This is a genomic window from Pseudovibrio sp. JE062, assembly GCF_000156235.1.
Classification (GTDB): domain Bacteria; phylum Pseudomonadota; class Alphaproteobacteria; order Rhizobiales; family Stappiaceae; genus Pseudovibrio.
On record NZ_DS996808.1, the window covers coordinates 261,617 to 284,327 of the forward strand.

At 53.1% G+C, this 22,711-nt stretch carries 30 protein-coding genes and 1 pseudogene; 13 read left to right on the top strand and 18 right to left on the bottom strand.

Annotated elements, in window-relative coordinates:
- Positions 1-13: 13 nt before the first annotated feature.
- The 9 genes from PJE062_RS11205 to PJE062_RS11245 form a co-directional block, all read right to left on the bottom strand.
- A complete protein-coding gene (locus PJE062_RS11205) occupies positions 14-2,278 on the bottom strand; it encodes a glycoside hydrolase family 95-like protein (RefSeq protein WP_008549312.1) in 2,265 nt (754 codons plus the stop codon).
- Between the two features lie 98 nt (positions 2,279-2,376).
- On the bottom strand, positions 2,377-3,123 hold the full coding sequence (locus tag PJE062_RS11210; RefSeq protein ID WP_008549409.1) for an ABC transporter ATP-binding protein: 747 nt from the start codon (positions 3,121-3,123) through the stop codon (positions 2,377-2,379).
- Positions 3,120-3,905, bottom strand: coding sequence for a dipeptide/oligopeptide/nickel ABC transporter ATP-binding protein (locus PJE062_RS11215; protein WP_008549084.1), 786 nt, complete (start codon positions 3,903-3,905; stop codon positions 3,120-3,122). Before PJE062_RS11215 ends, PJE062_RS11210 begins: the two co-directional genes overlap by 4 nt.
- Positions 3,899-4,768 (bottom strand): ABC transporter permease, encoded by an 870-nt coding sequence (locus PJE062_RS11220; RefSeq protein WP_008548946.1) that lies wholly within the window; start codon positions 4,766-4,768, stop codon positions 3,899-3,901. The genes PJE062_RS11215 and PJE062_RS11220 overlap by 7 nt, the downstream gene beginning before the upstream one ends.
- The gene (locus PJE062_RS11225; protein ID WP_008549408.1) at positions 4,755-5,699 is read right to left on the bottom strand and encodes an ABC transporter permease; all 945 of its coding nucleotides are present in this window, start codon (positions 5,697-5,699) and stop codon (positions 4,755-4,757) included. Before PJE062_RS11225 ends, PJE062_RS11220 begins: the two co-directional genes overlap by 14 nt.
- Positions 5,700-5,764: 65 nt before the next feature.
- Complete coding sequence (locus tag PJE062_RS11230; RefSeq protein ID WP_008549058.1) at positions 5,765-7,321, bottom strand: ABC transporter substrate-binding protein; 1,557 nt, start codon at positions 7,319-7,321, stop codon at positions 5,765-5,767.
- 35 nt (positions 7,322-7,356) lie between these two features.
- Entirely contained in the window at positions 7,357-7,728 is a 372-nt protein-coding gene (locus tag PJE062_RS25815; protein WP_157039133.1) for a DUF2946 family protein, read from the bottom strand.
- A gap of 255 nt (positions 7,729-7,983) precedes the next feature.
- On the bottom strand, positions 7,984-8,352 hold the full coding sequence (locus PJE062_RS11240) for a DUF2946 family protein (RefSeq protein ID WP_008549257.1): 369 nt from the start codon (positions 8,350-8,352) through the stop codon (positions 7,984-7,986).
- Positions 8,353-8,584: 232 nt separating this feature from the next.
- Positions 8,585-9,280 (bottom strand): putative metalloprotease CJM1_0395 family protein, encoded by a 696-nt coding sequence (locus PJE062_RS11245; RefSeq protein ID WP_008548870.1) that lies wholly within the window; start codon positions 9,278-9,280, stop codon positions 8,585-8,587.
- 149 nt (positions 9,281-9,429) lie between these two features.
- Between PJE062_RS11245 and PJE062_RS11250 the strand changes: the two genes are divergently transcribed.
- Entirely contained in the window at positions 9,430-10,065 is a 636-nt protein-coding gene (locus PJE062_RS11250) for a TetR/AcrR family transcriptional regulator (protein WP_008549182.1), read from the top strand.
- Between the two features lie 110 nt (positions 10,066-10,175).
- Here PJE062_RS11250 and PJE062_RS11255 read toward each other — a convergent pair whose 3' ends face one another.
- Positions 10,176-10,565: a helix-turn-helix domain-containing protein gene (locus PJE062_RS11255; protein ID WP_008548980.1), complete on the bottom strand. Its 390-nt coding sequence runs from the start codon at positions 10,563-10,565 to the stop codon at positions 10,176-10,178.
- A gap of 87 nt (positions 10,566-10,652) precedes the next feature.
- On the opposite strand from PJE062_RS11255, the gene PJE062_RS11260 reads away from it, so the two are divergent.
- A complete protein-coding gene (locus PJE062_RS11260) occupies positions 10,653-10,976 on the top strand; it encodes a hypothetical protein (RefSeq protein WP_008548852.1) in 324 nt (107 codons plus the stop codon).
- Between the two features lie 4 nt (positions 10,977-10,980).
- Positions 10,981-11,196, top strand: coding sequence for a GDCCVxC domain-containing (seleno)protein (locus tag PJE062_RS26020; RefSeq protein ID WP_008549201.1), 216 nt, complete (start codon positions 10,981-10,983; stop codon positions 11,194-11,196).
- A 9-nt stretch (positions 11,197-11,205) separates the two neighbouring features.
- Here the strand turns inward: PJE062_RS26020 and PJE062_RS26900 are convergent.
- The 4 genes and pseudogenes from PJE062_RS26900 to PJE062_RS11275 form a co-directional block, all read right to left on the bottom strand.
- Positions 11,206-11,333 (bottom strand): annotated as a pseudogene (locus PJE062_RS26900) (IS6 family transposase); the annotation flags it as partial.
- Positions 11,334-11,477: 144 nt separating this feature from the next.
- Positions 11,478-11,885 (bottom strand): type III secretion system chaperone, encoded by a 408-nt coding sequence (locus tag PJE062_RS11265; RefSeq protein WP_008548934.1) that lies wholly within the window; start codon positions 11,883-11,885, stop codon positions 11,478-11,480.
- Positions 11,886-12,010: 125 nt separating this feature from the next.
- A complete protein-coding gene (locus PJE062_RS11270) occupies positions 12,011-14,011 on the bottom strand; it encodes a hypothetical protein (RefSeq protein WP_008549410.1) in 2,001 nt (666 codons plus the stop codon).
- Positions 14,012-14,122: 111 nt separating this feature from the next.
- On the bottom strand, positions 14,123-14,422 hold the full coding sequence (locus PJE062_RS11275) for a hypothetical protein (protein ID WP_037036642.1): 300 nt from the start codon (positions 14,420-14,422) through the stop codon (positions 14,123-14,125).
- Between the two features lie 188 nt (positions 14,423-14,610).
- Here PJE062_RS11275 and PJE062_RS11280 point away from each other — a divergent pair, with 188 nt between their 5' ends.
- Entirely contained in the window at positions 14,611-15,006 is a 396-nt protein-coding gene (locus PJE062_RS11280; RefSeq protein WP_008548991.1) for a RidA family protein, read from the top strand.
- Between the two features lie 116 nt (positions 15,007-15,122).
- A complete protein-coding gene (locus PJE062_RS11285; RefSeq protein ID WP_008549102.1) occupies positions 15,123-15,806 on the top strand; it encodes a YafY family protein in 684 nt (227 codons plus the stop codon).
- Here PJE062_RS11285 and PJE062_RS11290 read toward each other — a convergent pair.
- From PJE062_RS11290 to PJE062_RS11300, 3 genes are read right to left on the bottom strand one after another with little or no spacing between them, the layout of a single operon-like run.
- The gene (locus tag PJE062_RS11290) at positions 15,803-16,180 is read right to left on the bottom strand and encodes a GFA family protein (RefSeq protein WP_037036643.1); all 378 of its coding nucleotides are present in this window, start codon (positions 16,178-16,180) and stop codon (positions 15,803-15,805) included. The genes PJE062_RS11285 and PJE062_RS11290 overlap by 4 nt on opposite strands.
- Before the next feature lie 57 nt (positions 16,181-16,237).
- Complete coding sequence (locus tag PJE062_RS11295; RefSeq protein ID WP_008549067.1) at positions 16,238-16,675, bottom strand: hypothetical protein; 438 nt, start codon at positions 16,673-16,675, stop codon at positions 16,238-16,240.
- Complete coding sequence (locus tag PJE062_RS11300; protein WP_208982259.1) at positions 16,672-17,232, bottom strand: TetR/AcrR family transcriptional regulator; 561 nt, start codon at positions 17,230-17,232, stop codon at positions 16,672-16,674. The genes PJE062_RS11295 and PJE062_RS11300 overlap by 4 nt, the downstream gene beginning before the upstream one ends.
- A 183-nt stretch (positions 17,233-17,415) precedes the next feature.
- On the opposite strand from PJE062_RS11300, the gene PJE062_RS11305 reads away from it, so the two are divergent.
- The 7 genes from PJE062_RS11305 (at position 17,416) to PJE062_RS11335 (ending at position 21,518) form a co-directional block, all read left to right on the top strand.
- On the top strand, positions 17,416-18,015 hold the full coding sequence (locus PJE062_RS11305; protein WP_008548865.1) for an alpha/beta hydrolase: 600 nt from the start codon (positions 17,416-17,418) through the stop codon (positions 18,013-18,015).
- A 103-nt stretch (positions 18,016-18,118) separates the two neighbouring features.
- Complete coding sequence (gene cyaB / locus PJE062_RS11310) at positions 18,119-18,709, top strand: class IV adenylate cyclase (protein ID WP_008549121.1); 591 nt, start codon at positions 18,119-18,121, stop codon at positions 18,707-18,709.
- Between the two features lie 138 nt (positions 18,710-18,847).
- Entirely contained in the window at positions 18,848-19,153 is a 306-nt protein-coding gene (locus tag PJE062_RS11315) for a helix-turn-helix transcriptional regulator (RefSeq protein ID WP_037036644.1), read from the top strand.
- Complete coding sequence (locus PJE062_RS11320; RefSeq protein ID WP_008548964.1) at positions 19,150-19,536, top strand: VOC family protein; 387 nt, start codon at positions 19,150-19,152, stop codon at positions 19,534-19,536. Before PJE062_RS11315 ends, PJE062_RS11320 begins: the two co-directional genes overlap by 4 nt.
- A 690-nt stretch (positions 19,537-20,226) precedes the next feature.
- Complete coding sequence (locus tag PJE062_RS11325) at positions 20,227-20,814, top strand: helix-turn-helix transcriptional regulator (RefSeq protein WP_208982260.1); 588 nt, start codon at positions 20,227-20,229, stop codon at positions 20,812-20,814.
- Positions 20,815-20,845: 31 nt separating this feature from the next.
- Positions 20,846-21,097: a hypothetical protein gene (locus PJE062_RS26355; RefSeq protein WP_128647376.1), complete on the top strand. Its 252-nt coding sequence runs from the start codon at positions 20,846-20,848 to the stop codon at positions 21,095-21,097.
- A gap of 136 nt (positions 21,098-21,233) precedes the next feature.
- A complete protein-coding gene (locus PJE062_RS11335; RefSeq protein ID WP_008549085.1) occupies positions 21,234-21,518 on the top strand; it encodes a hypothetical protein in 285 nt (94 codons plus the stop codon).
- Positions 21,519-21,528: 10 nt separating this feature from the next.
- Here PJE062_RS11335 and PJE062_RS11340 read toward each other — a convergent pair whose 3' ends face one another.
- The gene (locus tag PJE062_RS11340; RefSeq protein ID WP_008549287.1) at positions 21,529-21,888 is read right to left on the bottom strand and encodes a helix-turn-helix domain-containing protein; all 360 of its coding nucleotides are present in this window, start codon (positions 21,886-21,888) and stop codon (positions 21,529-21,531) included.
- 113 nt (positions 21,889-22,001) lie between these two features.
- Between PJE062_RS11340 and PJE062_RS11345 the strand changes: the two genes are divergently transcribed.
- The gene (locus PJE062_RS11345; RefSeq protein ID WP_157039134.1) at positions 22,002-22,700 is read left to right on the top strand and encodes a glutathione S-transferase family protein; all 699 of its coding nucleotides are present in this window, start codon (positions 22,002-22,004) and stop codon (positions 22,698-22,700) included.
- The last annotated feature ends 11 nt before the right edge of the window (positions 22,701-22,711 follow it).

Consider the following 22,711-nt stretch of genomic DNA (forward strand, 5'->3'; position numbering starts at 1 on the left):
CTATGAAAATATTTTAATAAATATCCTGTTTTTTACGTGGAATTACGATTCCTTGCTTGCTGAACCTGATCTTGGACTGTTCTTCTTTAAGGAAGGAAGCAAGATCAAATTTTTGTGTTGCCCGAACGTAAGTTTTACCTGTTGCCAAATGAATGCTGGTGTTGCGCAATTCTTCAGGAAGAAACTTAGACTGCAAAGTAAACTCGCCCGTCTTTTTTGCTTTTACAGAAAGGAAGGCAAGCACACCGTCACGCAGCACAGCGCTGACCAGATACCCGCCGTGGGCTGGCAGATTGAAGAATGAGGCATCTTTCCAACCTTGTGGGATTGCCGGGAACACGCGGATCTTACCGCCCCAGCTTTGTAGTAGCATGTCTATGGCCGCCGTTGCTCCTGTGAGAGGGACTTCCACCGTGGTGGCGTCAACTCCGGCGTGTTCATAATATTGCGTGTTGGTCAGATGCATCCGTCCGCCTGCACCCGTATCCAGAAACGCCCGCAGATACTCGTGTACAATTTCGCCTTCGCCAATGGCGGCGTAGAGTGAAGCTGCGCCGGTAAAGGAGTAACCAACCAGCTTCTCGTGTGGTTCATGAGGTGATTTTGAGAAGCTCTGCCAATGATCGGTAGACTTGCGAATACGTTCCTTCTCGCCCTCTTGATCCGCATTGCGCAGGTAAAACGGATAGGCCATCAGCAAGTGGCTGTAATGCCGGTGCGCGTCGGTTAGGGCGACATCCTGACCAATCAGATACCCAGTCTCCTCTGAGTAGGGATAGTCCACCAATCGCCCTAGAATCTCAGCGTATTCCAGCCTTTCTTCAGTGTCAGGCTCAAGGGCCAGATAGGTGGAGATCGCCCACTTCAGCACGGCAAGGTCATAGTTGCAATTACGCGCGGATTTGTATTCTGGCGAGAACGTTTCCGGCAGATGGATTGAACCATCGGATGCATAGATGAAATGATGCCGGTAGAACTGAATTCCCTTCTTCAGGAAGTGTTTAACGACCGTGTGAAGCGCATCTTGATCATCTTCGTAAGAAGCTGAGAGCCAGAGATTATGGACGAGCCAGAGGAAGTTCCCAAGTGTGGCATCCTGCACGTTTTGTGTGTGGTAGGCCGTGCCATCCGCAATGCCATCCCCTTCGGCTAAGGGAGCGATTGGCGTTGGTTTTGGTCCCGGTGGGCAGAAATCCACGTTGGTGACGGTGTAAAGATTATACCCACCTGTCTCTCCACCCATTTTTGCCAGTTGGTGCTCATGTTCCTCTAACTGGCGAATGAGTGGTTTTATCAGATCAGAGCGATTGCCATATGCGCAGATCCAATAGGTAAGCTGGGAGTTGAGATTGTGCCAGACGCCGGGCCACGGGGTTGTCGGATCAAACCAAACGCCTTGCAGATCAATCAGCGCACCATCCGGCCGAGTGAGGCAGCGGAGCTTGTAGAACTGAAAATCAACATAGGACTCAAGCTCCTCATCCGGCAGCGAAATCAGCGTTCTGCTGGCGTACTCCGCCCATTCGTCCTCATGGGATTGCCTTTGTGTTTCATAGGGTTCGTTTAGCGTTGCCTGAAGGTTGGCGCGGGCAGTTTCCGTAAGCTGCTCGTTGTTATATCGATCATACTCTATACGGCAGAAATGCCGGAGGCTTTGGTGATGGCGCTGAGTTGAGGTGGCAACGATCACCTCTCCAGCCTTCATACCACGTTCACGATAGGTCGTGCTTGTGTACGCGCCAATGTCATCTGCGTAGGACCGAACTTCAGCTAGCTCAAACGGCCCGTTGTCGTGCGGATGTGAGTTTCGGGAGCGGGAGGACTGCGGGTTCATGACTGGATGATAGGTGAGCGTGGAACTTGTCACAGCCTGCTTCACATCAAGGATGATGCTATCGCTCAAAGCATGGCAAAAGCAGGTGAAGGTGACGTCTTCCTCTTCCAGCTGCAACGTGCCGGAGAGGATGCCTGCGGAAAGATCAAGCCGTAACTCGACGCCTTTGATTTTGCTGGAGAAGGTGAGTTCACAGTACCCGAGTGGTTTGCGGTGGGCCGTCACTTCGGGGTTCACGTTGTAGACGTCCGCTCGCCCCAAAGCCAGCTGCAGCGTGGTATCGCTCGTCTGGAACAGCATCACGCCGACGAGCCCGGACCCAAGCAGAATGCTCTCCTGCTGGCGTTGTGGGAGAGCGTTGTAGAGCACCTTGTTCCTTCTGAGTTTGCCAAGCTGGGTGTCTCGGCTGATCTGTTCAATGTCACTCTGTTCCAGAAGGGGCATGCTCAATCCAAAAATACAAACTGGCGAAATGGGTTTCGCCAGAGACTAACGGAGTGTTTTGTCGCAGGGCAGCACAGTTTATTGAAAAATTTCAATGGCTAGGCCGCTGGAGTGGAATACCTTGAGATCTCAACAAACTGACGTGAAAGTGGATGCTCGGGGGTGGCAAAGAACTCCTCCGTTGCCTTATGTTCCACGATCCTACCGCCATCCATGACAGCGATATCATCTGCCAGTTTTGCCAGGGTTTGCAGGTCGTGGGAGATGATGAGGATGCCCATGTTCATCTCTGCTCGCACTTTGCGCAGGAGGGATGCGATTTGCTCCTGAGTGACCAGATCCAGTGCGGAAAGTGGTTCATCCAACACCAGAAACTTCGGCTTCACGGCTAAAGCGCGTGCCAGAGCAATACGTTGGCATTGTCCTCCGGAAAGCTGGTGAGGGCGTTTTGCGGCGCAGGTATCTTCCAGTCCAACCATATGCAGTAGCCCACGTGCCTGTTTGTGCCGCGCAGCTTTGGGCAGCTTATGAATGGCTTTCAGTGGCTCGCAGATCAAGTCCAGCGCATTCAGGAATGGACTGAGCGCGGCCAGCGGGTCCTGCCACATGTAGTGTATGATATTTCCGGTTTTGCTGAGATCGGGAAAGAAGATCTGGTTGTTGTGAAACAAGGCATCTTGCGGTGCCGGGATGATCCCTGTCATGGCCTTGGCCAGTGTTGATTTCCCGCAGCCAGAGCGGCCGACAAGGCCTGTGGTGCGCGAGGGATGCAGGGTCAGGCTGACTTCAGAGAGCACCTGATTGTCGCCATAGGCAATGGAGAGATGCCTTGCTTCCATGGTCATAGTTGAAGCCTTTCCATAGCTCTGGTGATTTCGGCGGTGGCGCGGTGGCAATCCGGCGCGACGGGTTGGTTGAGATCGCAAGCGTCGACAATCCTACCGGCATCCATCACCAGCACCGAAGCGCAGGTTTGTCGAACAATGCGCAGGTCATGACTGACGAATAGCAGAGCGGAGCCGGTTTCCTGCTGGACTACATCGAGTGCCTGCAAGGTTTCATGCTCGGTGATCACATCAAGGCCGGTGGTTGGCTCATCGGCAATCAGGATGGTTGGCTTTAAAATCAAGGCCATAGTCATCATCACTCGTTGCTTCATACCGCCGCTCAGAGCATTGGGATACTGCTTCAGGCAATGCTTGGGGAGAGAGACTGCCTCCAATGCCTGAAAGATTGCATGGTGGGCGTCTTGTCCGAGCAGCGAGACATTGCCAGCGGTTTCCAGCAGTTGCCTCTCAATTGTCAGGCTGGGGTGCAAAGCGCTGCCGGGGCTCTGAAAGATGCAGAAGATGCCTGTGCCTCTGATCCGCTGTTTCTCAGCCTGCTGCATCTGCAACAGGTCTTTGCCCTGAAAGCAGATCGAGCCTCTCGTTGCTTCAAGTGGAGCGCGTAAGGCGCCGGTAATTGCGTGACAGGTCAGGGACTTACCGCAACCGGATTTGCCGATGAGGCCTAAACGCTGCCCCGCGGCAAGCTCAAAACTCACGCTTTCAACCAGTGGCTCGTTGTCCTGGGCAGCATTGGCGATGGTGAGGTCTTGGACCTGAAGAAGCGGTGTTTCTACCATCTGTAGGGTTTCCTCTTGTCCAGCTGAAAACGGATGCCTTCGCCCACCAGATTGAAGCTGAGAACGGCGAGGATGATGACGATGCCCGGTGCCAGAACGACGCTTGGGCGCTCAGCAAAGAAAGGCCGTGCCTCGTTGAGCATGGCACCCCATTCTGCGGCTGGTGGTTGTGCTCCGAGGCCGAGGAAGCTGAGGGAGGAGAGCACCAGCAGAAGGCCAGCCATCTCCAGAGAGAGGACCACAAGCAGAGGCGGCAAGATCTGCGGGAGGATGTGTTTTGCTATGATACTCAAAGGCTTCTGCCCGCATTGGCGGGAGGCAAGCACATATTCTTTGGAAGCTGCATCCAGCGTGAGGGTTCGCACCAAACGCGCCAGACTTGGCCACCATGCCAGAGCAACGCCGATGACGGCGGAAGTCAGGGACGCGCCCAAATAGCCGATGATTGCGAGGGCAAACACCAGCATGGGAAACGCGAGGAAGATATCCGCAATCCGCATCAAAACCGCATCAACCCAGCCTTTGTAGAGGGCGGAGAGCAGGCCAACGGGCAAAGCGATAGCGAGGATAAGTCCGGCTGTTGTGAGCGCTGTGCCTAGAGAAAGTGCCGTACCAGCCATCAGGCGGGAGAGGATACAGCGGCCCAGATGGTCTGTGCCGAGCGGGTAAGTCAGGTTAGGTGCGCTGAGGCGGTGGAGCAGGTCAATCTGGTTGGGTGGATGTGGCGCAAAGGTTTCTCCGCCTAAAGCCAGCGTGATGAAGACGCATAGGAAGAGGCTGCCCAGAAGAAACGTGGTTTTGCCTCTGAAGAGGTCTGTAACCCGCGAAAGAGGGAGGGATCTAGCACTCTCAACGTAAGCCATGCTCATCCTCCTTGAGTTGAGGCATGAGCCAGTGGTTCGTCAGGTCTGCCAGGAAGTTCGCCAGAAAGAACACTAGCCCCATAAACAGCAGATAGGCTTGCAAAATTGCGAAGTCCCGCTCTGCGATGGCCTGCAAAGCCAGCTGTCCAAGCCCCGGCAAGTTGAAGATATTTTCGATAATCACCGAGCCACCAAGCAGCGAGCCGAACGAGATCGCCCAGTTGGTGACGAGGGGCGGCAGAATGGATTTCAGCACATGGCGGCCTAAAATAGTACGGCGGGACAGGCCCTTAGTGATAGCCAGACGGATGTAATCCTCGCTCATCACGGCAATGATCCGCTCTCGCACCAAACGGCTCATCACGGCCGCATTGCCAAGCGCCAGCGTAATCACCGGCAAGATCAGATCCTGCGCATTGCCGAACTGCAATAGCTTGAACCACCCGAGACCTAATGCAAACACTGCAAGCAGAAACAGCGCCAGCCAGAAGGATGGCACGGAGACCAGAAACATGGTCAGCACGTAAAGGCTGGTGGAGAGCGATGTGCGCTGTGAAACAGCCGTTACGGCGCCAAGCACCAGTGACAAAGCCAGCGAGCTGACAAAGGCCAGAACGGATAGTATTGCCGTGATCGGCAGGTGCTCTTTAAACAGCTCCAGCACAGGTCGGCCCGAGGCGATGGATGTGCCCAGATCCAGCTGGAACAGGTCCAACAACCAGATAAAATAACGTTGTATCAGTGGCTTATCGAGTCCGTACTCTGCGCGTAGGGCATCCACTTGCTCAGCAGAAAATGCCACGCCCAGGCGGCGCAGTTCCATCTCGATGGGATCACCGGGGGTAAGGCCGATAATCAGAAAACCAATCAGGGTCATGCCAAACAGAGTTGGTATTCCCGAAAGCGTGCGCTTGAAAACAAACTGCTTCATTTGCTTATCTTTCGTGAAAAGGCAGCACAGAGCACCGCATTGCGATGGCCTGTGCTGCGCATCTCTTATTTGGTCTGAGTAACCTGACCGTAGTCGATCCAGTCAGCGTGTTCGAACATAGGAACCTTCAGACCTGGACGAGACAGGTTGAAGTTCGGCACCATCAGGATTGGAATAGCAGCCAGTTTGGTCTGTACGATTTCGCGGTGCGCTTCACGAACAAGTTCAATGACTTCTTCGCGGCTCTGCGCCTGACGGGCATTGTCGAGGATGGTGTCCAGCTTGCCGCCCGGTGCAGTGTACTGGTAGCCCCATGGGGTTTTGGAGTGGAATAGGTTGTACAGCAGGTAGGTTGGGTCTGCGTTGTTGTTGGAGGCAAACTCCATGTACAGATCCGCTTCACCGGTTGCCAGATAGGTGTCGTCGTAAACGCCTGAATCATCTACTTGAACCAGCTCAATATCGATGCCGATAGTGCGGAACATCTGGTCTAGAAGCTCTGGCATTGGGCGCACGCTGGAAACGTTTGGATACGCCGCAACAAGGCGCAGCTTCATCGCTTTGCCGTCTTTGCTACGCATGCCATCGCTACCCTTGGTCCAGCCCGCTTCATCCAGCAGGGCTTCTGCTTTTTGGATGTTGTAATCAAAACCGTCGACGTGATCATCGCCAAGACCAAACATCCAGTTTGGCAAAATGCCTTTTGCAACAACGCCTTTGCCGTTGAACAGCACCTGAGCGAGCTGCTCGCGGTTGATGGCATAGGCCAGCGCTTCGCGCACGCGTTTGTCTTTCAGCGTGTCGTAAGGCGCTTTGCCGTGCAGATTGGTCAACAGAGCCACGTAACGGATTGGGCGGGACTCGTGCACGACAACAGAGCCGTCTTTTGGCAGGCTCAGCAGCATCTGAGGGGTGACCTCGGCTACTATGTCCACTTCCTTGTTCTGCAGTGCCAGCAAACGGACCTGATCATCAGCGATGAAGTGATAGGTGATGTTCTCAACCTTCGGCTTCTCACCCCAGTACTCATTATTGCGTTTCATGCTGATGGACTGTTTAGGCTTATAGTTGTCCAGCAGGTAAGGACCTGTTCCGATTGGATTTTCTGCGCGGTCACCGTTGATGGAGAACAGGGAGGCTCCGCGGTGGGTCATGTTTTCGATGACGAGCGAGGAGTTAATCTCGGACTTGAAGGTGAAGGTGTAAGGCCCGGTCTGGTCAAAGCTCTCCTGATCGATCTGCAGGAAGTCAGAGCGGCCCTGATCGTACAGCTTCAGCGCGTCGATTGCGGCTTTTGCATCAAAGGTTTGTCCGTCATGGAACGTGATACCTTCGCGCAGTTTGATGCTGTAGACGCCGTCTTTGTAGTCCCAGGTCTCAAACAGAACGCCCTGCGGAATGAAGTTTTCGTCTGGCTTTACAGCGGTTTCCACGATCTGCCCGGCTGGACGGCGAGTGGTGAAGTTGAACTTCTTCGGGTCTACACTGTAGCGGTCTTTCTTCACCGCAATGCGCAGCTGCTGGATGTCTTCCGCGTGCACTGTGGAAACGCCAGAAACCAGAGCAGGAAGCGACGCTGCCAGAATACCACTGACGTTAAGTAGTTGTTTGAACTTGTTCATTTCAATTCCAATCTTTGTCTGTAATCTTGCGAAAATCAGAGAAAGACCGGAGGGGCTCGCGGAGCATGGCTTCGCCGTGGAATTGTATAATGCCCCACCTCGTTGGGGGCGAAGACACGCTTCGGCTTTGCTGGTTCAAGGACAAAAATGCTCTGAGAAGCAGCATCAGGCGACTTAAGTGAAGCGAAAGAGAACATACAGAACATATTGTTCTGCTTGTCTTTTTGCTCTTCATCTTCATCAGAGGTCTCAATGAAGATCTGCTGAAGGCCCTGGGATGTGCAGATCGTGATTTCAAAACCATCCGTACCGGCGCGCGGCATCATGCCGGGCGGCGCGATAAGCTGCAGGATCACAAACCATGTTGCGAGCCAGCAGGCCAATACGGTTGTTGGTTTCAAAGCCAAGTGAGTGCACCTTGCGCTTGATGAGCCATCAGAGCCAACCTCAGCCATTGCTGAGATTGAGGGGATAAGCGAGTGGCAGGAGCAGCGTCCTGCAGGTCCGATGCATGCAATTGTGGCACTGGCTTTTCTGCAAGCAGCCTGCAGAAAACCTTTGGTTGCCATGGGTTTGCATGACGGAACCAGAATGTCCGTTGAGAAAATAGCCCTTTTATGTCAGCATATTAGCCAAACTAAGAAAGGCCGGGACAAACCAAATTATGCTTGGGCGGGAGGTGCTCTGGGCGCAGCGATGCGCACGGTCGTTTCCGTAAGTGCAATACTTGTCGGAAGCGTAACCACATCAATAGGAAGGGGAGAAGCGTCGAACTCTGTGTGAGGGGAAGCGCTGAGTGCCTTGGCAACAACATTACCGAATGCGCAATTGTCGTAGGCTTCCTGCTCTTCAGCCTGCTGGATTTCGTTACCATGCTCGTCAAGGAGCACGGTTTGCATACCTTGCGCGGTGCAGATGACAATCTCAAAGCCGTCCTCTCCTCCGGAAACCATCATTCCGGGAGGTGCAACAAGCTGCATCAACACAAACAGTGCAGCTAATACAGTCGCTTTGGCTTTTGTCAGTTTCACAGCAAACTCTAGTGACGCTAAGTGCATTTCCGCCTTAGGCTAGTACAAAATACGTGTCAATGACTTTTACTTATCTCTCTTGTGACTCTATGAAAAAATTTTAGTGGGCTGTGATACTCTTTTGCTTGGCAGACATAGGTAAGCGCCCAAGAAAATATCATGTTTTCATGGAGTTATTGCGCGCAAGAGGTGTAAAGACTACGGGAATAAACTGAGTACTGCTCAGATAGCGCTAAACCGCCGCAGCTTGATAAGCTTGGGTTGCGTTGAGGAGCAGGGCGGATGGGTCGGAGGCGGTTTCAGGGTATTCCTGAACCTGCAGCAGAGACTGTAAGCCACTGACTTCGCTGGCTTCCTGCTCTTCACCACCGCCAAGATTCTTCTCACGAAGCTCGGTGTAGGCTTGTGCCAGGTTAGTTTGAGCCTGTGCTGCAACGGCCTGATCCTGACCGGATGGCTGTGCAGGGGCGAGGGCTGCTGCGATGACAGTGGTCAGCTTTGCGATGCTGGCTTCCGGATCTCCGGAGATCGGTGCGGAGTCAATTGAGACTTCGCCGCCAATGGCATAGCTGTGACCGTCGGGGCCGCGGGTTTCGGTGTAGCTTGGCGCGCCAGCGAATGCGCCGCCGGCTGCTGCGTGGGCTTGTTCGTGAGCGCGGACTTCCGCGTCGCGGGTCTTAAGCTCTTGAACTTGCTCCTGTTCTCCCTCGGAAAGCTGTCCATTTTCATTCTTGGACTTTTCAGAGGAGGACGAGGCTGCAACCGGATTGGCGGAAAGGTCGCTGGTGATCGTGACCGAATCCTTCGGAACCGCATGCTCAATGGAAAAAGGCGTTGTTTCCTGCTGGTTTACGCGTGCAGGCTGGGCCGCGTTGTAAGACGCGGGGCGAGCAAGTCCAGCAAATGAGGAGCCAATTCCATCTATCATAGGTTGAACTTATACAAGTTACCGGTGCTTTTGGTAAAGGGTTTTCTGGTACACAATTTTGTTAGGTGTGCTACGGTTTTGCTTTGGGCGTATGCTGTAAACCTGTGTATCTAAAGGAAAGATTGCGCGGGGCTTGAGGGAATTCGGGAATGATTGAAGATTTGAGCCGGTCTCAGCAGGAGATATTGGATGCTGCTGCCGAGTGCTTCATGAAGATGGGGCCGGATGTGGCTTCCATTGATGATATTGCCGGTCTTCTGGGGTCCACGAAAGGTCGCGTTTACCACCATTTCCGCTCCAAGGGCGAACTGCTTTATGCGGTGCGCCTGCGCTCAGTTTCCCTGCTGATGGAACGGGTTAGCCCAATCGCCGCGCAGGATATTCCCCCGCTGGAAAAGCTGCGCGCCATGTCGTTTGCCCATGTGCTGCGCATCCTCAGGTTCCTGAGTTATCACCGCGTTGTCAGCGAAGACACGCGCATGTTCTTCCGTGGTTCGGCGAAACCGCATGAGAAGGAGATGATTGAGCAGATCATCGAAATGCGCCGCTCCTATGAGAACCTGTATCGCGCCGTGCTGACAGAGGGGATAGAAGCTGGCGTGTTCGCCAATCAGTCTGTCTCCATCACCTTGCATTCCATCATCATTTTGATGAACGGCCCGTGCTTCTGGTACTCCCCGCGTCCCGAGCAAACCGAAAGGGATGTTGAGGAAATCGCCCGCAGCGTGTCTGATCTGGTGCTGCGTGCTGTGGTTGCTGATCCGGCATTTCTGGAAACAGCTTAACGCCCAGTCCCAACGGGGATATCTCGTTTGCGTTGAAATGTGCGTTGGTTTGCGAGCTTATGCGTTTTTCTGTGTTGCTGTGTTTTGGCGAACCTCGCCAGCCCGTCGCATCAGTCCGCATGTAGACTTTCCAGCAGCGGACACTGCACATTGCCGCTTTCGCAATTTCCCATGAGCTCTTCCAGCGCCTTTTCCAGTTGGCGAAGGCTCTCGATTTTTTCACGCACCGATTCCAAATGTGCTTTGCTCATATCATGAGCGATTTTACAGTTTTCGTCCTGCTGCTCGCCGAGGCTCAGAAGCGCCTGCGCATCTTTGATGGTGAAACCCAGATCCCGGCAGCGTTTGATAAAGCGCAGGTGGCCGATTTCCTTTTCGGAGTAGGCGCGGCGCCCATTATCCCCGCGGGCAGGTTTGGCAACGATGCCTTCGCGCTCGTAGTAGCGGATCGTTTCAATGGCAACGCCGCTGCGCTTTGAGGCTTCTCCAATCGCGAACATGTGAACTCTCCCGCCTTGATCCTGTAGCCACTACAGCATTTATAAGCCTGCGGCAGAACCTTCTCAACCGAACAAACGGATCTGCCTATGAAGACCTTTCTCAAAATGAGCTATGCGGGCTCGTTCACCTCGCTAGGTGTTGCCACTTGCTGTGTGCTGCCCATCGCTCTGGTGCTGGCCGGGCTTGGCGGCAGTTGGCTGGCGGTGTTCGGCAAGATTGCCGCTGCAAGCTACTTCGTGCTGGTGGCGTCTTCCGTGCTGTTGGTGCTGGCGTGGGGTGTTGCTGTGCGCCGGGGCTCTGTGGTCCGCCTGAAGACACATTTGCTGCTGAGCACCATCGTGACGGCACTGGCCTGGGCTATCGTGCTCAATGAAATCGCCATTAACGACCACCTGATCAGCCTGATGTGATGCCATGACCAAAACAGTTATGCTTGAAAGCACAGTGACTTGCCCGGAATGCGGCCACCGCGAAACCGAAGTGATGCCCACCGATGCCTGTCAATGGTTTTATGAGTGCAAAGGCTGCGGCACCCTGCTGAAACCTCTGCCCGGCGACTGCTGCGTCTACTGCTCTTACGGCACCGTCCCTTGCCCACCAATCCAGCTGGATGAGGCGTGCTGCGACTAGCCCTGACCGCAAAGCTTTCACATCGCGCAGGCTCAACGCAAATCGATGACAGGCCCAAACGGTGTAGCCGACGATACTGCGCGGATACGGTAGCCTTTCAGGCGCGGTAAAGCATCAAGATCAAACGTGGTTTTCACTTAACTCAATTCGCCAATTTCAACAAATTGACAAAGCCCTTACTACAACCACCCGCAGCGCATAACTCAAGCTGCTGCGTAATCGGGGAGCGGATCCACTTATAAAACGCGCTCACCTGCCCAAACAAACGGGACCACCTCACTTTAATTCTGAGAGGTATTAAGGGAGTTAATAGTCAGGCTCCAAAGTTTTACGAGTTTTATGAACTCATCCAGTCTTTCCTCAAACATTTGGAAATCGAGTTCTGAGGCTGAAAATCTTGAGTTAAGAGCGGGTTGGTTATCGCCTTCGGTCATTGCAAGTGCTGCATTGCCGGTGCCTTTGCCGAGTAAATTGGCCTGAAGCAGGAGTTGATACCCAGTCAGGCGCTTATCTGTTTCAATATCAGGCAGATGAGCAAACAAGATCATTTCATCTTGTTTATTAGCGGCAATCGTAAGGATGAACTCCTCTTCGATATCAAGTGAACAAGTTCCGTCCTTATCTAATTTCAGATGTGGTAATCCAATTTTTTTGCCAAGATTGGTTATGAGTGTTTCGATGTTGCTCATGATGCTCCTCATAGCCTTGGGATCTGGAGCGTGTCGCGTTCATTAGCACTCAAGCTACATACTCTGACATAACTATCGGAGCGAATTCTTATCATTTCATTGAATCCCATCATATGGAACGCGCTCTAGGCTTTATCTTTGGCGTTTTCTGCCGCGTAGCTATGTTCATCAAAATAATTTACCGTCGCGTCGAGTGCATGTTCTTTTGCTCTCCCCAGAGCCTGGCCCGTTTCTGTTCCGTCATAAAGGCCAATAAAATCATTGAGGTCTGACACGTAGTCAGTTGGATTAGATGGATCGCCCTCTGGAGTGGTTTTTTCTAAGCCAAGATTAAGCTCTAATTCTCCATCCAGGTACTGTCCGGTCCATAGTGCCTCATGAGTTGCATGTCCGCCGTCATAGGTCAGGAACATGGTGGTGAGGAGCATGTAATCTTTCGGGTCTGGCACTGTATTCTCATTATCGCTGTTCTCCATGAGGTGCTTTAAGAAAAACAGATTCAGGTTTGTTGAACCTGAGACACCGCTGGCAACCGGTATTCCGTGTTTTAGTGCTTTAAGCTGTGATTGCGACGGTTTTTCCAGCACCGGGATATTGCGTCGGGATGGATGCGTGCTTGGGACTTTAGTTTGGTCGTCTTCAAAGGTGACAGCGCCAGGCTGGTAATCGAGTGTAATTCCAGCCTGCAATTTATCTGATACTTCACTGGTGCCGAAAAGATGTCCTGGCGCTGTTCTGCGATTAGATTCTCGTTGTAACAACTGATAAGCTTTGTTCGCTTTATGTATAAAGCTGACCAGATCTTGTTCTCCCTCTTTTACTGGAGGGCGGTCTTCAGGCCATTGATTGGTGAGGATATTATTAAGGTTCACACAGAGCTTAACCGTTAACATTGGGACAGCGATGGCTTCGTAACCATTGGTCGTTGGAGCGCTCAGAAAATCTTGTAAATTTTTAAATGCGTCCTCTGCTGGGCAGTCTGCCAGTTTTTGTAGTTGCGGGCATTCTGTTATCCAGAACCTCTTATCACGCTTCAGAGCCGACTGAAGATTTTTGGCAAGATCTTGCTGGACACGGGGTGTCTGTTCTGAAACTGTTTGGAGTGTGCCAAGCTTTGCTGTGTGTCCGGCATCTAAAACTGACTGCGGGGGATTGTGAACAAGGTCTGCAACCAGATTGCTGTCAAGTACCCTTGAGTAAACGGCATCGTGTAGTCTTGTCAGGGGTTGTTCGTCTGATTTTCCCATCTGCACGGAAAATTCTATCGCTCGTGCTGCAAGTTCCTCAAGGCCGTTGTCTTTTAGTTCTTTTGCTGACTTGTATAATAAATTCCGCGTTTCCGGCACTGACAGCTGATGGCCAAGAATCCGTTTTCTTACAACTTCATCAACTTTGTCCAATGCGATAGATGCTGTTTGGTCTAGATCCGGATTTTGCATTTCTTTTTTTAGCAGAGAGAGAAAGTTCGTGGTGACTTCGCCAGGTGTGCGGGGAACTTCGCCCCCTTGTGCTGCGTTTTTTCTTCTCTGATTTTTGGGATACACGATGTTGGTATGAACGTCTTTTAATGAAAGAGCGACTGCTTCCTTCAGGACGGGATTGTCGGCGTTACTCAGAACATTGAGTGAACGGGTAATACTTGAAATGCCGTCGTCATCTGCATCTTCTGCCAATTTCATAACTTTGGATGTGATTTGCCTGGAAGCCTCTATAGGATCTTCTGGTACTGGCTTGCCTTCGAAAAAAACCTCCATGGTTAGTCTGGCTCCAAAGTCCTTGGCATCGTCGAAAAGATCATTTGCTTTTTTTACGGTTTTTCCGGAGATCTCAGTTGGAGACTTAAGGGCCTTTTCAAGTAATTTCAGTGTTCGAATAGTGCTCCTTTTCGCTAAAAAATGATCAGCAACCTTTCCTGCTACATCTTGGGTGAAAACGGCATTAAGTTCATCCTTAAGTGCTGTCACAGTAGATTTGCTTTGAAGTGCCTCTTTTATCTCAAAGTCAAGCAGGCCTTCTGATGCTTGCCCAGTGCCATCAGTCTGGTCCTCAGGGAACTTAAGTTGGAGACTGCTATAAACTTTCTGAGCCCATGTCTGCTCTGACGGAGTTATCTTACGTTTGGGCATATGGGGCTCCAGAGTTCATATCACTAAATATGCGATATATTATCTGGAGGTAATTTAGATACTCAGTTCTGTAGTTTTAGTGTAGTTAAATATCAAAATGAGTATATAGTTTTATTTTGTATTTCTGCTTAGTAACTTGATTTCTATTGTAAAATTACTTTTGAAGAAAATGCAATTTAGGAGTTTGATTATTTCAGATAAACCAAATTTCAAGCCGTTGAGAGAAACGTTGTTACAAAATTCATTGAAGTTGCTCTGATTGAGCGCAAAAGCGAGGATCTGCTGGCTGGCCACTTCTGCATCCGCACTGCCGTCTTCCGACAATCCCAAAGCCCCATGCACCTGAACAATCCAGGCCTCCACCTGCGGAGGAGACGCACTCTCCGAGCCCTTACCAACATTCCCAGCCATCAGATCTCTCAGGCTCCTGCCAAACTGCACCTGAGGTGGCATCCTAAAAGAAACCCGAAAACCCAAAGAAAACGCGGATTTCACATTCTTATTAGTTTTTGAAGAAAGTGACTCTCCTCTCACAACGGTGAGAGGAGGCCTGTGGTTTTAAGGGGCTCTCTGAAAATATGATGAGGGAGCAAAATCCTATGAAGAGAACTGCTGTGAATCCATGGGCGTGGTCGTTGAAGCTGGGGTACAATCAGGCGGAGGTGATTGAGGGCACCAAACGGCAGGTGGTCTGCGCGGGCCAGACCTCCGTGGACGGCGAGGGCAACCCGCAGCATCCTGGCGATATGCGCAGTCAGATTGCGCTTGCTCTGGATAATCTGGAGGCTGTTCTCAGCGCTGCCGATATGGGCCTTGCCAACATCACCCGGCTGCGGATTTATGCCACCGACGTGGATGAGGCCATGAAGCATTTCGATTTGCTTGGCGCCCGCTTTGGTCCGGTGCAGGCAGCGCCTCCTATGACACTGCTTGGCGTTACGCGGCTCGCCATTCCCCCGCTGATGTTTGAGATTGAAGCCACCGCTGCGGATTAATCAACACCATCAGCTGCGCCTCGAAAGTCCATAGTTTCGAGGCGCTTAAGCTGTGCTATGCTCTGCACGACGGAGGCAGAGTAGCCTGCGCTGGAATTTGGGTGCGAGTGAGAGTTATGCGGCGGGCAGAAAGACTTTTCCGGTTGGTGAACGAGATGCGCACTCGTGGTGTCAGCCGGGCTAATGAGCTGGCCGAGCATCTGGAAGTCAGCGTCAGCACCATCTACCGCGATATCGCCCATTTGCAGGCCTCTGGCATGCCCATTGAGGGGGAAGCCGGTGTTGGCTATCTGCTGAGGCCGGGGTTTGACCTGCCCAACACCACGTTTACCCATGATCAGATCGATGCGCTGGCCGTTGGCCTTGCCTTTGTTGAAAGCACGGGTGATCCGGCTCTGGTGAGTGCTGCGCGAGAGGTTCGGGCGAAGATTCAGGCGGGCCTGCCAGCGCCGGAAGAACGCAAACTGGCCGATGCGCCCTATTACAGCCTGCAGAGCAAAAACAGCGCACCCGCTGATGTGGGGGTATTGCGTGAGGCAATCCGCACGCAGCAAGTGGTTGAGATAACCTACACAAACGCAAGTGGAAGCACCTCAACCCGCCGCCTGTGCCCGCTGGTGATCTGGAACCTGACTGACGGCTGGATGTTCTCCGCGTGGTGCGAATTGCGCCAGGACTTCCGCACCTTCCGCTTCGACCGCATCGCCCAGCTCACTGTCACCAACGAACACTTCATCGCCGACGAAGACACCAGCCTGACCGCCTTCATGGAACGGGAGGGGTGTGAGGAGCAGGTTTAGTCCTCAACGCGATCTTTCTCATAGGTCTTGGAGACCGGAAACTCCGGCAGCCAGTTTTCGCGGCGGGTGGTCCAGAGCTCATAAGTTGGGGCCAGCTGGTTGGGCTCGTCCAGAATGCCCAGATGAACCTCCACCTCGCCTTCGCTGGTGGAGTAGACGGATGAACCGCAGCGTGGGCAGAAGAAGCGGCCTTGATAGCTGTTGGTCTCCCCCTCAACGCTCACAGCATCTTCCGGATAAATCGCGGAGGCATGAAACACCGCGCCGTGATGCTTGCGGCAATCCACGCAGTGGCAAACACCAACCCTGTCCGGCTCCCCAGACGCCACAACCCGAACCGCCCCACACAAGCAACTCCCTGTTAAGCGTGTCATCTCTAACCTCTCCCGCTTTCCGGCGGACAGGGTACTGTGGAAATGTGCAGCAGCCAACTACCCCCGTCTCATCGCCCATCTGACGATGAGGGCGGCTGTGATCATTTCTAGCCAGGCGAGAGGCAGGGCGGTGAGGATGACTTGGGTTGGGGCGAGGTTCATGTTCCAGAGGCCGAGCCAAAGGATGACGAAGACTGTGGCCCAGATTGCGCTGCCTGCGTAAAGTGTGTTGCGGATGGTTGGGCCGAACCGCTCGAGCAGCACCCAGCTGAGGCCGGTTGCGGCAAACACAAGCACTGTGTCCCACAGGCCCCACACCATAAACACCGGCAGGTTCATTGGCGCGACATCATGGATTTGCGGCAGCGCGCTGCGCATGAGCGGCATCACAAAAGCAAAATAGCGAAACACTTCGGAAGCATTGATCCAGAGGAAGTTGAGCAACACAGCAAGCCAAAAGGCTCGCTTGGGGTTTGAGAGAGCGAGTGCGGTCATGGGGCGGTTATCCGTGTTCTGATTGTATCTAAAAACTGATTTGCGCTGGTGCGCAGAAACTCGCCGTCTTTGGTGAGACGAGAGGTGGACCAGAGGCCATTGGTGAACACCACCAGCAATCCTGCGAGCATCTCCAGCTCCTCGGGAGGCACATCTGGCTTCTCGTTGCTCAACGCGTTGAGGAAACCCAGCTTCAGTCGGGTGTTGTGTGTGTCCACCTTGGCATGCACCTCAGTGTCGTGCGGGGCGACTTCGGTGGCGGAGTTGGCAACAAAGCAGCCAGGTCCGGGAAGGGCAGTTTCTTCTGCGCGGGTGATCTGAATTTCAAAGTAACTGGCAACTTGCTCCAGTGTCGCGCCGTCTTCTTCCACTTGAGCGAATGCGGGAGAGACGACCAGATCCTGATAGCGCTGAAAGCAGGCCAGAAACATCTGCTTTTTTCCGCCAAATGCGCCGTAAATGGCGTGACGGGTGGCACCGGTTGATTTCACCAGATCATCCATGGAGGAGGCGTGGAAGCCGTTCTCCCAAAAATGTTCCAGTGCGCGGTCGGTCAAATCTTGTGTGCTGATATTGGCTTTTCTTGGCATGAATCAGTTTATATCAGAACGATCATTCTGAATCAAACAGGCCACATTGATGCTGGTGTCTTTAGCCAACTCTGCCCGATCACTCGGCCTTCATCGCCCTTGTGAGAAGCAGGGGGTGAGAAACGAAGGGCGATAAGGAAGAGGAATAGAATGCTGCTCTTGAAGAAGATTATTGGTTGGCCCGCTGCGGTGCTGCTTGTGTTGGTGGTTGCGGCGTGTGGGTCCGTGGAAGATGACTATGAGATCGCGCGGTTTGATCGGCTGGGGGATGAGCTGGTGATGAATGGGGTGATCAGCACCTCCACACCAGATGACCTGCTGGTGGCGCTGCAAAAATACCCGAAGATCAAGCGCATCGTGATGTTGGATGTGCCGGGGTCTGATGATGACTATGCCAATCTGGAGGCGGCTCGTATCGTGCACGAGCGTGGCCTGACGACGGTTATTCCTTCCAACGGTATCATCGCCTCTGGTGGAACGGACTTCTTCCTGGCAGGCAAAACCCGTGTTGTTGTGAAGGGCGCGCGCATTGGCGTGCATTCGTGGTCCTCTGATGAGTTCAGCGCGCTGGACCTGCCCAAGTCACACGAAGAGCACAACAAGTACCTCAACTACTACAAGAGCATCGGCATTGATCCGCAGTTCTATTGGTACACGCTGGAAGCCGCCCCGCCAGAAGACGTGCATTGGATGACAGAAGCTGAAATGAAGCGCTACAGAGTTGGCACGCAGTATACGTCTGTGCTGTAAATCTGCATCGGGAGCCACGCGTTGGTGGCTCTCGTGTTTTATCTGTCTTGCTTCTCCCCCTGTTGCTTTTTAAGGATACTCCCCTGAGCAGAGGGAGCGTGGGATGACTGGAACAGATCTGCAAACCAAAGGCATGCTGTGTGATCCGGGCGATCACTTCGTCGGAGCCTATGAGGTGGAACGCAAATACGCTGTTGCCGACCTTGAGGTGATCCGCAGCCAGCTGGAAGCGCGCGGGGCGGTGCCCTTCACCCTTGGCAACACCGAGCAGGATATTTTCTACGATCTTGCCGACAGACGCCTTGCTCACAACGATCAGCAACACGTGCTGCGCATTATGCGTCCGTCAGGCCGTGCGCTCTGGATCAGCAAGGGTCCGGGGCCGGACAAGTGCGTTTCCATGGATCTGCCGGAGGCGGATCAGGCTCACAAGATGATCGTGTCTCTGGGCTTTGAGGAGGTTGAACGGTTTGAGAAGAACCGCGACATCTATTTCCTCGGCAAGTTTCACGTGACCCTTGATGACGTGCCCGGCCTTGGCCGCTTTATTGAACTGGCGATCATGACAGATGATGCAGACAAGCTTGCTGAGTATGAGCGCGAGATCGCTGATCTGGCGGATACTTTCTCCCTGTCACCCGAAGCCCTGCAAACCCAATCCTACCGCGCGATGCAACAGGCTTTAAAAGCCTAAAACGCTGCAAAAACTGACGGTTCTGCCCGCCAAATGCACTGCGGTTTCCTGAGTGTTTTAGCGGAAACTGAAGGCATCTGCCTTATGCAACAAAAAAGGTGCATTTGACTATGCAACGAAATTGTTGCATAAGGGCGTATGACTGCATCAGATGATCATCTTAACGCACTGTTCAAAGCACTTGGCGATCCCACACGGCGGCGCATAATTGACGAATTGTCCCGGCGCGACAGGCAATCGCTCTTCGAAATCCATACTCGGGTTTTACAGGAATACGGTGTCGACTTAACGAGGCAAGCGTTCTCGCGGCACCTTTCAGCATTAGAGGCAGCGGGCGTACTCACCATCGAGTGGCAGGGAACAACGAAGTTGCATTCGTTGAACACCAAGCCATTGGCAGAGTTGCGCTCCGGTTGGCTCGCTAGGTTTGGAGAGAATGAATGAAGATCTATGTCACAAGCGTCTTTGTTGATGATCAGCAAAAAGCGCTGGAGTTCTACACCGAGAAGCTCGGTTTTGAGACAAAACACGACATCCCTCTGGGCGAAAGCCGCTGGCTGACTGTGGTCAGCAAAGAGGATGAAAACAGCATTGAGCTGCTGCTGGAACCAAGCAGCCATCCGGCGGTTCCTCCCTTCAAGAAAGCGCTTGCGGCGGACGGCATTCCGGCGGCTTCTTTCAGCGTGGAAGATTTGGAGAAGGAGCACCAGCGCCTGCAAGATCTTGGCGTCACCTTTGTTCAGGCCCCAACTTCATTTGGTGAAGTAAAACTTGCAGTATTTGATGATACCTGCGGAAACCTGATCCAGCTGGTTCAGCTCGCCTGATTTCTGGTAATTGCGCGCCTTTGCAAATGGTTGTGGCAGCCGCAAAACATCAAAGCCGCCAGAGCTTTAAGTAGGATAATGAGAATGAGCATCTGCCGGGCGCAAGGGGCTTTAAGGCTTCTGCGAACCTGTTCGGCTGCCCATTTTTGCCGTTTGACCCCACTTTTCTATGCGTAAAGGCTGAAAATATTCCCAAAGGTAATATTGGGGTTAAGTCAGGTTGTTTAGTTGATACTAAAAATATGCGCTAGGTATAAATGCATAATGAATTTAATTTTGGAATAGTTATGACTGGAATTTTAGATGCAATCAGAAGGGTCCTATTTGAATGACGGACATTTTCGCAAGTATTTTGATGCATCTGCCCCAATATACGTAAATAATGAAAATGTTTCCGCGATAATAAGTAATATAGAGTATAGCCAAGAGCTTCAGGTCAGAATTGCCAAAATACTTCCAAAGCGTGATTTTAGCGCTTGCTATACTTCCTTCAGAAACAAGGCATGCACAATATCAGGAAACTTTCTCCTGCAAGGTTCACTGGTTGCAACTGTAGCGGGTGTGGAGCAGTTCTCACTTAGTGCGGACAGAGCGAATCTAGTCAAATACGGACCGTCTACAACCAAGTTTCAGATTGCCCGTGGAACGGACCTTCAGATGCTCTCCTACTCCATTTCGGAGGAGTATCTGATGCGCGCGTTGGAGAAGGATCTGCCGGCGACTTTTTTGCCCTTTGTGAAAGAGGGGGACGAGGAGTTCAGCCTGCTGGAGTTTCGCCCCACACCTGAGATGCGGCGGCTGGTGCGCTCCGTCATCAGCAGCCCGCTGGTTGGGTCCATGCGCAGCCTTTTTATTGAAGGCGCGGTGCTGCAACTGATTGCGCTGAAGGCCAGCTTTCTCAGCAATCAGGTGTCCAGCAGTAGCAACCTGAATGAGTATGAGGTCGCCAGCGTGCAGCGGGCCTACAAGCTGCTGATGGGCAGCCTCAGCACGCCGCTGTCTTTGAGTGAGTTGGCGTACAAGGTGAACCTTGGCGAAAAGCGCCTGAACAGCGGGTTCAAGCGAATTTTTGGCGGCACCGTGTTTGAGGTCTACCGCAATGAGCGGCTGGAGATTGCGCGCAAAACCATTGAGCAGAGTGATGCCTCGCTCTCCAAAATCGCGCAGCACATCGGCTACCGCCACTACAACAATTTCATCAGCGCATTCACGCGTCAGTTTGGCGTGTCTCCTGCAAAATACCGAAGGCACTCGCGGCATAACCAGAAAATGGAGTAGCCGCTCAACGACAAGTATAGGGGGTAGGTACATGGCGGAATTGGACTTTTTGAAAGAGGAAGGCTCCTCATTTTGTCAGGAGTTGGAAAGCCTGCAGCTTGCCTCCTGTCACCTGAACAACCTTGTTGAGGCACTCAACATCGTGCTGACCAACAGGCTGGAGCACACGCGGGAATACGACATGCTGCTGACCATCAATCAGGCCATCCTTGGTCACAATGATGAGCTGCAGCTCCGGTCCAACCGGGTTCTTGAGCTTCTCCAGCATCCCCACGCCGATTGATCTGATCGCAGCAGCACACCCCTGTGCCGGGTGGTGCGGAGAGGCCGTCAGCGGGCATATGGGCATCCCATCCTGCCTGCCCGCTGACACCCGCTTTTGCGAGATGAGGCAAAGCATTTAAAGAAGGATCGAGGCAATGACCCAGAACAACCCTCGGCAACAACAGCAACAGATTGAACCAAGTAGCATTCGTGTGCCCGGGCTGGTGGTGAGAGAGCAACCGCGCATCAATCGCATTCAGTTTATTTTTGATGAGCAGCCAGGCGAGGATATCTGCCGTATTCTGAAGAACCACGCCTTCCGCTGGTCTCGCCATGAGGATGCATGGCAGCGGCAACTCAGCGTCACCAGCCGCAAGCTGGCCGTGAAGGTGCTGCTGGAAATTCAGGAGCTTGCCAAGGCAAAGAGCGGCGCCGGGTGATCCGCGCCGCTTACTTCTGCTCTCCTGTTTCCATCCACCACTTGTGCATGGCGTGAAACATGTCTGTCAGGGCAATGGCGCGCTCGGTTGCGGAGTACTCCACGCGTGGTGGCACCTCGGCATAGATCTTCCGCGACACCAATCCGTCTCGCTCCAAGGCACGAAGCTGGCTGGTCAGCATGGTCTGAGTGACGCCATCAATCATCCGCCGCAGCTCGTTGAAGCGCTTGGTGCCCTTGAAAATCAAAATTTGCAGGACAATCAGTTTCCACTTGCCGCCGATGAGCTGAGCGATATCTGGCATCGGGCAAAGCTCTTCAGTTTCAGTAGGTTGGCATTCTGGTTCAGTTGTTTTCTCTGCGATTGTCATTGGGGACAAGTCCTCAATAGTATTGTTTTCCGTACTATCTACGAAAAAACTGCCTTCTTGCTCTATAATACCACAGGTCTATCTTTCTCCCCATAGCAAACGGGAGAAATAAGATGGTTTTATCATTGTACACGATCAGTGGAGCTCCTCGTGGCTGGCGGGTTTTATTGGGTCTCGCCTTTAAAGGACTTTCTGCTGACGTCATTTACTTAAAAGCCTCTGAGAAAGAACATAAGCAGCCGGAGTTCACGGTGCTCAACCCACGCGCAACGGTGCCGGTGCTGACCAGCGACCATGGGGTGCTGCGGGATTCCATCGCGATCCTTGCCTGGCTTGATCGCGCTTATCCTGAAAAGCCGCTGTTTGGCGACACGCCAGAGGCGGCCGCAGAAATCTGGCAGCTGACCATGGAATGCTGTGACTACCTGCGGGAAGCCAACCGGCAGCTGCTCGTCCCGGTGTTCGCCGGAGACGGGAGCCCACCAGAGGCAGACAGTGACGCGGCGAGGGAGCTGAACGCTGCCGCCGAGCTCGCCCACGCAGAATGCCGCTATCTGGAAGGCATCCTCTCCGATGGCAGGGCATATCTGTGCGGTGATGCGCCAAGCGCAGCAGATGCCATCGCGTTTCCTGAAGTCCGGCTCATCCAGCGGGCCGTGGAGACAAAGCCCGACCTGATGGCCTCACTCGGGTTCGGTTATCCGCCGGATCTCTACCCCTTTGTAGCGGCATGGAAAGCACGGCTGAACGAGGACCCGCGTGTAGACGCGACCATGCCAACCCATTGGCAAGCTCCGCAACCAGCGCATTAACAGGAGATGAC